This window comes from Terasakiella pusilla DSM 6293 (genome assembly GCF_000688235.1).
In the GTDB taxonomy this organism is placed as follows: Bacteria; Pseudomonadota; Alphaproteobacteria; order Rhodospirillales; family Terasakiellaceae; genus Terasakiella; species Terasakiella pusilla.
Genome location: NZ_JHYO01000057.1, coordinates 1 through 5,530, shown reverse-complemented (window position 1 = coordinate 5,530; position 5,530 = coordinate 1). Strand labels below are relative to the sequence as shown.

Sequence of the window (5,530 nt, the reverse complement as noted above, 5' to 3'; positions counted from 1 at the left end):
TCAGATCTTTTTTAGCAGTTCTTCCAAAGCCATTTTATCCAGCGATAGGTCTGCTACTAGCTTCTTCAAACGCCGGTTCTCATCTTCCATATCCCGAAGGCGACGGGCATCGCTGACCTCCATACCTGCAAACTTGGACTTCCATTTGTAATAGGTCGCATCGGACATGCCGTGCTTGCGACAAAGCTCCTTGACCGGGACCCCAGCTTCATTCTCTTTCAAAATTCCAATGATCTGTTCGTCTGTAAATCTACGCTTCATAAGTGTTCTCCATTGTTCAAAATAATGAAAACACTAACTACCTACTGGATCAACATTCGGGGAGAGGAGCACCGCCTTCAAAGTTTTGAAGAAGGTCTCCACAGCGGCTTTATCTATAACAATTCCCCTTGCCGGACATGGACTGTTTGAACTTGTACTTTGCCAGCTAGTTTACGGAATTTGGTTGAGCAATATTGACTGCCTCGGTCCGAATGGAAAATGACGCCTTTTGACGGTTTGCGAAGGGCAATCGCCTTGTTGAGGGCATTAATGACCAAATCCTTCTTCATCCGGCTGCTTACAGACCAACCAATCACGCGACGGGAATAAAGGTCGATGACAACGGCTAAATAGAACCAGCCTTCTCCTGTCCACAGGTAGGTAATGTCTCCCACCCATTTTTGATCCGCTGCTGTCGCTGTAAAGCCACCATCCAGAAGATTGGGCGAGATATTGTGCTTGTGATCGCTGTCGGTTGTCCGTTTGAATTTCTGGCTTCGTACGATCCGTAAATTGTTGTGCTTCATGATCCCGGCAACCCGATGCTCGCCGACACAAATACCTTCTTCCTTCAATTCATCTGTCATACGAACACGGCCATAGGATTGATCATTGCCATAATGAATGGATTTGATACGGGCAAGCAACACGATATCTTCACGCTGACGCCGAAATTGGCAGCAACAACGTTGCGGGGCTGGTTACTGTTTAAAGCAACACGGGCGGCTTCTTCTCTAAATTCTGGGGTGCGTTTGCGACTCATCATATTCTCCTGTAGTCAGTATAATTAACTCAGGAGACGCACTCCACTTTTTCCGTACAGGTCCATGATACTTCTCTGTATTTTGGGAGAGTTATCTTAACTCGCTCGATTGGGGGATAAGATTGCTCTGAAATTCATTTTTGACAGAAAGTAAAAGTTCATGTTTCCGTTCAAGGTCAAGCAATTCTTGTCTTTGTTGTTCGATGATTGCCATAAATCCAGCCAATTGGGGAGCAAAGGCCTCAAATGTTTTTTCATCATCCCTTAAAACATCATATACGGCTTTAAAATGCTCTTTGACCATTTCTGACAGATCAGACTGCATTTTCTTAATTTTTTCTTCTTTTTCATTTTGCTGATAAAGTTCCCAGCCACTTGTAAACAATTGAACACCTGCTCCTATTGGGCCAGCCCATTTGCTCACACCCGCAGCTAACTTGGTAGCACCCCAAGGCTTAAATTTGAAGACTACACCAGTTACACTAGCAATGGTGTCACGAGCAAAAAACACGCCTGACTTGATCGTACTTACTGGAGTTTTACTCAATGCACTCAAAACCTGAGATGTGCCTTTCAAAGCCGAATTTGACAACGTATTGACAAGGCTCTCTGACATATTAATTTGTTCATTTATTGTCGTAGAGATACCATTCATAACTTGTGTGGTTTGCTGGAAACAATTTTGGCAGGCGTTTTCAATACGCAATTTCAATTTATATCCAAAATCGGATTCAGAATGGCCGATTTCATCTTCCAGAAAGGCTAAATATTCTTCATTTGTTGCCAAAGTACGTATTTTCCCCAATAAGTTTTTTTCACGTTCAATTAGCGTTTCGGTGAGTTCGTTTTTCGCAGCAATGACTTGTTTTCTACCGTTAATAATATCCTGCTCAATTCTTTGAATGTTTGTCTGTACATTTTCTGCATACAAATGAATTTCATTGAACTGCTCTTCTGCAAGCATAATTTTCTGTGACACAACGTCATTAATGACATCCATGCCTGTTTTTGCGATCAAGGCATTTGCCGTATTTTTATCTAATATCTCTTGAGTAACGTTTTGTAGAACATTCATGCGAGAGCGATCACTATATATTTCTGGCTTTTCATTGAGCCAAAAATCAAGCCCTCGACCATTTGGGTTAGATGATAGACAAACAATGTTCAGACTATTTTTTTCATCCTCTGATAAACTTACAAATTTTTCAAGTTTCCCAATTAGGTTTTTCTTTTTTATTTGAGACTGGTTTTCAAAATCTTCATGATCTCTCAAGTCAGAAACTTCATCCATTTTGTTAATAATAAAAATTGTTGATGAAAGTTTATTCAAGTCTCGTAAAAGCCATTTTACTGTGCTCTCATGGCTATCTTTCATTGGGTTCGTTGCATCTACAACATAGAAAATCAGATTAGCCTCGGACAAATATTTTTTCGTAACATCAGCGTACTGTATTACATTTCCAGCTTCATCTGTTTTTTCTTTGTCTCCAAACAGACCGGGCGTATCTATGATCTCGCATTTTTCAGGGAGATTTTCTGGCTGATAAATCGCAAGTGCATCGGAAGATTCATCAGTATCAATCTTCATGTTATCCAGAACTTGGCCAAGCCAACCCGCAATAACACTGGTTTTGCCGTCAGAGAAGGCTCCAACCAAGGCTATTCTAAGCAAGTCGCCTTCAACATTTTGAATAGTGTCCTGAATTTTATTCAGGTCATCAGAAACATCAATACCGACACCATCCAATTTTGTGACAAGTTTTTTAAGTGAGCTTAACTTATCAATTAGGGCGGTTTTTTCTGCATTAAATATATTAAATTGTTCCATATTCTTTCCCCTTAATTGATTCTGAAATAGTGTTGAGCCTGTTTATTGGCATCTCTAATGCCAACATAGCATTTTCCATTTTACGGACATCATCGCTTATATTTTTCAAGATACCGTTTTGTACATCAGCTTTAATTGAAGTTATGATATGTTCTGTTTCGGTGTTAAATCGGTTCTGTAATTTTCTTTTTTCTTCTTGCAATAAAGTGTGGATTCTTTTTTTTGCATTCCTGATTTTTGTCTCTTTGCAAAAAAAGGCACTTTTTATCCAAGATATAGCCGCACCGACTAATGCCCCTATTCCGGTTCCAATTGCAGCTACCACAGGTCCTCCTGCCATACCCAGAGTTCCACCTGTTAATGCATAGGTGCCGATATCGGATGCAAATTCTTTAAACGTCATATCCATTTCCATAAGAGCATCTTTGAGCGACAATCCAACTATCTTTTTTTGTATAATTTCTTGTTGTAAGTGAAGGCTGTGAACATCTTCATTTAATCTCTTTAAAATGCTTGAAAGTCTCTCATTTAGACTTTCAAGCATCTCAGTTTTCATTTCTTGAAGTCTAGCGGTGAGTTTTTTCTCTTCACTGTCCATTAAAACCGAAGATAAACGCTCGATTTCTTCATTTTCTTTAAAATTATTCTCAATGATTTTGCATATACCTTCTTCAATCGTTGTGAAGAAGGTATCGACGCTGAGTTTTCTCTTTCGTTTAAAGCTATCTAGTGTCTGTGAAAGGCATTCATTGATTTCATTCGCAGAATTAGTACATTTTTCTTTTATTTTGTCAGTCAGTCGACGGTTTTGATCTAACATGCTGTTAAGTACATCTGTGTTATCAGATAGAAGGCGGAGCAGTTTCCCCTTGTTGCTTTCTACAATATCTTCTTTATAAGTCTCCAGCTTTCGCTGGATATTGTCAGAGATGCGGTCAATTTCACTGAAATCTCTCATCTCTTTTGATGATCCAAAATCGTGTAAAAAGCCATTTTGTGCTTTGATAAGATCACTCGTTCTTGATCTGTGAATAGTTGAAACCCCATTCTGCCCTATTGCTAAAGAGCAAAAAGCCAATAACCCTTGAACGTTTTCAGTACCCATAAGGTATTTTTCACCGAGAATACTTGTTAGCACTTCGCTCGTTTGTTCTTTCGCTTCATTTGCACCTTTTTGATTATCCAACGACTCACGGTCTTCTGGAAATTCATAAGCATCCGCTTTACCCCTGATGTTGCAAATTGCAAGTACATTAGCATCACGTCTTAAGTATCGCTTGATTTTTTCAGCTGTTGCCTTTTCAGGTTTTTTATTAGTTCCGTTTACGTAAAAAACCAGATGGGCTTTAGCGACGGCTTCGTGAACATATTTTTCATATTGATTTTCATCACCCTCAATTCCCGGAACGTCTAAAAGCTGAAAGGGGCGGCCTAAATGTTCAAATTCATAAACAACATTTCCTTTGGTGAAATCTGCTTCACCGGTCCCAATAATTTCACCATCCGTAAAATTGGATTTTAAACGGGCTTGTTCCAGTTTCTTTTGCAACGTCAGTGCATTTGCGATGCTTGGTGCAGATTTTTTGAGATCAACGAAATTTAAAATATTTAATCTATGTTCTTCGTCTAACAAAACAGGAACATCAATTGGTTTAGAGTGGCTTTTCACAGTACGCCCCAAAAAATTGCCTTAATAAAACTATTAAAGGGACCAGAAAAATGGGCTCCCAAAATGCCACCTAATATGAGGGCTGTTATTGATATGAGCGTATATCGTAAAACATATTTAACAGGGTTATATTTTTTATTTATATGTTCAGTTAAGCTTGCTATGTCGTTACGGATGTGGGTGATTTTTCCACTATATGATTGGTAGGCAAGATTTAATTCATCTTGCAGCTCATTGAACTCTTGAGAATATTCAACCTCAAGCTCATTCGTAGTAACTGTATTTGATTCAATATTCTTCTGACGTTGTTGTTCTTTAAATAAAATACGTAAAGATTCTAAAATCGTACTTTTGCCAGCGTTAGTTTCACCAAAAAATGCAATAGTGAATTTTTCCCATTCTGAATGTTCTTCCAAATATTTCAATTCATCGGAAAATTGGCTATGGATTTGAACTAGCTCATCTTTTAGCTTATCAATATAAGCATTTCCTTCTGCATCTTTGATCTTAATCTCTTCGATGCTATTGAGAGCTTCGGCAACATCATTTTGTATGTCATTATATATTTTCTCAAAACTATTATTGGTCATTAATTAAATCTCGTAACACTACCAAAACCCCTTTCCACTTTTATACCTTTTTGCGTTTACTAAGTCGATATACAACTTCAAGTATCACGAGAATTATGTAAACGAGGGACACGAGTCCACCAATAAACGCCAACATGAGTAAATCCTTTCCTGATGCAGAGTCAAAAGCATAAAACATAACCTCGTCATATTTTGACGACCATTGGAACTTTCTTTCGGATTATCTCTTGAAGAAACCGTAATGGACCTTCCCCAGTTCCTCCACGACAACATCCATAGAATACCCCCGGCCATAGAATGGTCCCGTCCCTATAAAGTGGAGAGCACCTTCTGTTAAACTGAGATTTACAGGAGGAATAAATGAGTCTCAAAAAATCTGATGAATTTAAACGTGAAGCTGTCCAGCTTGCTTTAACAAG

The 5,530-nt window shown here is 38.7% G+C and carries 3 protein-coding genes and 2 pseudogenes; all 5 read right to left on the bottom strand.

Annotated elements, in window-relative coordinates:
* Positions 1–6: 6 nt before the first annotated feature.
* Positions 7–261 (bottom strand): annotated as a pseudogene (locus Q397_RS0119760) (transposase); the annotation flags it as partial.
* Positions 262–324: 63 nt separating this feature from the next.
* Positions 325–932 (bottom strand): annotated as a pseudogene (locus Q397_RS23575) (IS3 family transposase); the annotation flags it as partial.
* A 183-nt stretch (positions 933–1,115) separates the two neighbouring features.
* Positions 1,116–2,852: a LeoA/HP0731 family dynamin-like GTPase gene (locus Q397_RS0119750; protein ID WP_028880862.1), complete on the bottom strand. Its 1,737-nt coding sequence runs from the start codon at positions 2,850–2,852 to the stop codon at positions 1,116–1,118.
* On the bottom strand, positions 2,839–4,521 hold the full coding sequence (locus Q397_RS24545; RefSeq protein WP_051610396.1) for a hypothetical protein: 1,683 nt from the start codon (positions 4,519–4,521) through the stop codon (positions 2,839–2,841). Before Q397_RS24545 ends, Q397_RS0119750 begins: the two co-directional genes overlap by 14 nt.
* A complete protein-coding gene (locus tag Q397_RS23565; protein ID WP_051610394.1) occupies positions 4,518–5,111 on the bottom strand; it encodes a dynamin family protein in 594 nt (197 codons plus the stop codon). Before Q397_RS23565 ends, Q397_RS24545 begins: the two co-directional genes overlap by 4 nt.
* Between the last annotated feature and the right edge of the window lie 419 nt (positions 5,112–5,530).

Excerpts from the sequence above, each read along its gene's own strand:
- Q397_RS23565 (WP_051610394.1), bottom strand. The coding sequence starts at position 5,111 with ATGACCAATAATAGTTTTGAGAAAATATATAATGACATACAAAATGAT.
- Q397_RS0119750 (WP_028880862.1), bottom strand. The coding sequence starts at position 2,852 with ATGGAACAATTTAATATATTTAATGCAGAAAAAACCGCCCTAATTGAT.